The organism is Nocardiopsis prasina DSM 43845 (assembly GCF_000341265.1).
In the GTDB taxonomy this organism is placed as follows: domain Bacteria; phylum Actinomycetota; class Actinomycetes; order Streptosporangiales; family Streptosporangiaceae; genus Nocardiopsis; species Nocardiopsis prasina.
This window is the reverse complement of record NZ_ANAE01000036.1, coordinates 1-2,274: the sequence shown is the minus strand read 5'-3', so window position 1 is coordinate 2,274 and position 2,274 is coordinate 1. Positions and strand designations below refer to the sequence as shown.

At 72.4% G+C, this 2,274-nt stretch carries 2 protein-coding genes; both read left to right on the top strand.

The features are described from left to right. The first annotated feature begins 332 nt into the window (after positions 1 to 332). Positions 333 to 1,334 (top strand): ABC transporter ATP-binding protein, encoded by a 1,002-nt coding sequence (locus tag D452_RS0101145; RefSeq protein ID WP_017542332.1) that lies wholly within the window; start codon positions 333 to 335, stop codon positions 1,332 to 1,334. 59 nt (positions 1,335 to 1,393) lie between these two features. After that, positions 1,394 to 2,257, top strand: coding sequence for an ABC transporter permease (locus tag D452_RS0101140; protein WP_017542331.1), 864 nt, complete (start codon positions 1,394 to 1,396; stop codon positions 2,255 to 2,257). Positions 2,258 to 2,274 lie beyond the last annotated feature (17 nt).

The window sequence follows — 2,274 nt, the reverse complement described above, 5'->3', positions numbered from 1 at the left end:
CCGGTAGCCGGTTCCAGCGCGGCGGGCGGACCCCGTCCGCCGCGCTGCGGTCGCCGGTCCGCCGAAAAAGAGCGCGAGGGTAGCACCGCTTTCCGGAGAGCCGTGCCGGTGAAAACCCCGCGATAGTCGGGACCGGTAGGTGAACGTCGGATCCGCCGTGAGCGCGTCCCAGTCCTCTCGTGCCGCTCCCTTGAGGGCGGTGACCGTGTACTCGTGGTGGAGGCGGAACCCCGGCCATGACAGCTGTCATGCGCGGACACGGGCACCCTTCACGGCCGGCCGGTGACATCGGAATCTGGGCCGGACGGGGGCGCGGCGGAAGAATCGTTCCCATGAGCACAGCAGAGCAGCCGCCGACCGGGACCGGTTCCGGCGAGCACGCCATCAGCGTCCGCGACCTGCGGCAGAACTACGGCGACTTCGAAGCGGTGCGCGGGATCTCCTTCGACGTCGGGCGGGGGGAACTGTTCGCGCTGCTGGGCACCAACGGCGCCGGCAAAACCACCACCGTCGAGACCTTGGAGGGGTTCCGCCGCCCCAGCGCGGGATCGGTCCGCGTCCTGGGCGCCGACCCCTACGGGCAGCCGCCCGAGCTGCGCGACCGTGTCGACGCCGTACTCCAGCACAGCGGGCTGTTCCCGGAGCTGACCACGGCCGAGACCGTCGACCTCTCCCGCGACCTCGCCGCCGACCCCATGGACCGCGACGCGGTACTGGAACTGACGGGGCTCACCGACAAGGCCGGGGTGCAGGTGCGCCAGCTCTCCGGCGGGCAGAAGCGCCGGCTCGACCTGGGGCTGGCCGTGCTCTCGCGGCCCGAAGCGCTCTTCCTGGACGAGCCGACCACCGGAATGGACCCCGAGGCGCGGCGCGCCACGTGGGACACCATCGCCGGCCTGGTCCGCGAGGGCATGGCCATCCTGCTGACCACGCACTACCTGGAGGAAGCCGAGCGCCTCGCCGACCGGCTGGCCATCATGCACCGCGGCGAGACCAGGGCCGAGGGCACCGTGCGCGACGTCGTCGTCCGGTGGGGCGACCGCATCGCCTTCCGCATGCCCGCCGGCGTCCGTTTCGAGGACCTGCCCGCCCTGCCGGGCGCCACCGCGGCGGCCGAGCTCCGCGGCGGTGAAGCCTGGGTCTGCTACACCGTGCGCGGCGACGACGCCGACCGCCGCGCCCACCGCGCCATGGAGCCGCTGCTGGAGTGGGCCCGGAGCAGCGGCACGGCCCTGGACCGGCTGGAGCTGCGCAGCGCCTCCCTGGAGGACGTCTTCCTCAGCGTCGCCGAGGGGGCCGCCGAGGTGGTCTCCGGCGGACCGGGATCCGACTGAGGCGCACCCGCGCCCGAACGCCCACGAGCCCGCACCGCACCACAGCAGAGGACACAGCGATGACCACTCAGCAGACGGCCGACGCCGCGCCGGCCGGGACCGCGGGGGCGCGGCAGCGCCGGCCCGTGAGCCCCCTCCGCCAGACGTTGCGGCTCACCCGCACCGAATTCACCCTCATGTACCGCTACCGCACGGCCCTGTTCTTCGTGCTGTTCCCGCTGGTATTCGTCTTTCTGGGAGTCGTCTCCCAGGGGGAGTCGCCCGTTCCCGGCGTCTCCAACGAGACCTTGGCGCTGACGGGTTCCCCGGCCGCCATCATCATGATGATCGGCGTCATGCACGTCTCCAACACCTACGCGGCCCGCCGCGAGCAGCTCATCCTCAAGCGCTTCCGCGCCAGCGGGGTGCCGCCCGTCGCGCTGTTCGGCGCGACCACGCTTTCGGTGCTGGCCGTGGTCGTCCTGCTCACCGCCGTGCCGTGGGGTGTCCTGATCGCCCAGACCGGCGAGGTCCCGGCCGACCCGGTGATGGTCGCGCTGGCCGTGGTGCTCAGCACGGTCACCATGGTGCTGCTGGGTGCCGCGTTGACCCGGCTCGCGCGCAACGCCGAGGGTACGCAGATGATGAGCATCGTGCCGTTCCTGGCGCTGTACGCCTCCAGCGGGCTGATGATCCCGTTGGAGATGATGCCCGACCAACTCGCGACCGCCAGCCGACTGCTGCCGATGGCGCCCGTGGTGGAGCTGCTGCGCGGCGGATACACCGGCAACGACGTGTTCGGTGACCTGGTCGGCGCGAGCCCGGCGACGGGGCTGGACCTGTGGGCGGCCGCGCTGCCGTCGCTGGCGGTGGTGCTGGCCTGGACGGCGCTGTCGGTGCTGTCGCTGCGCTACTTCCGCTGGGATCCGCGCCAGCCGGGCTGAGTTTTCGCGACCGCCGG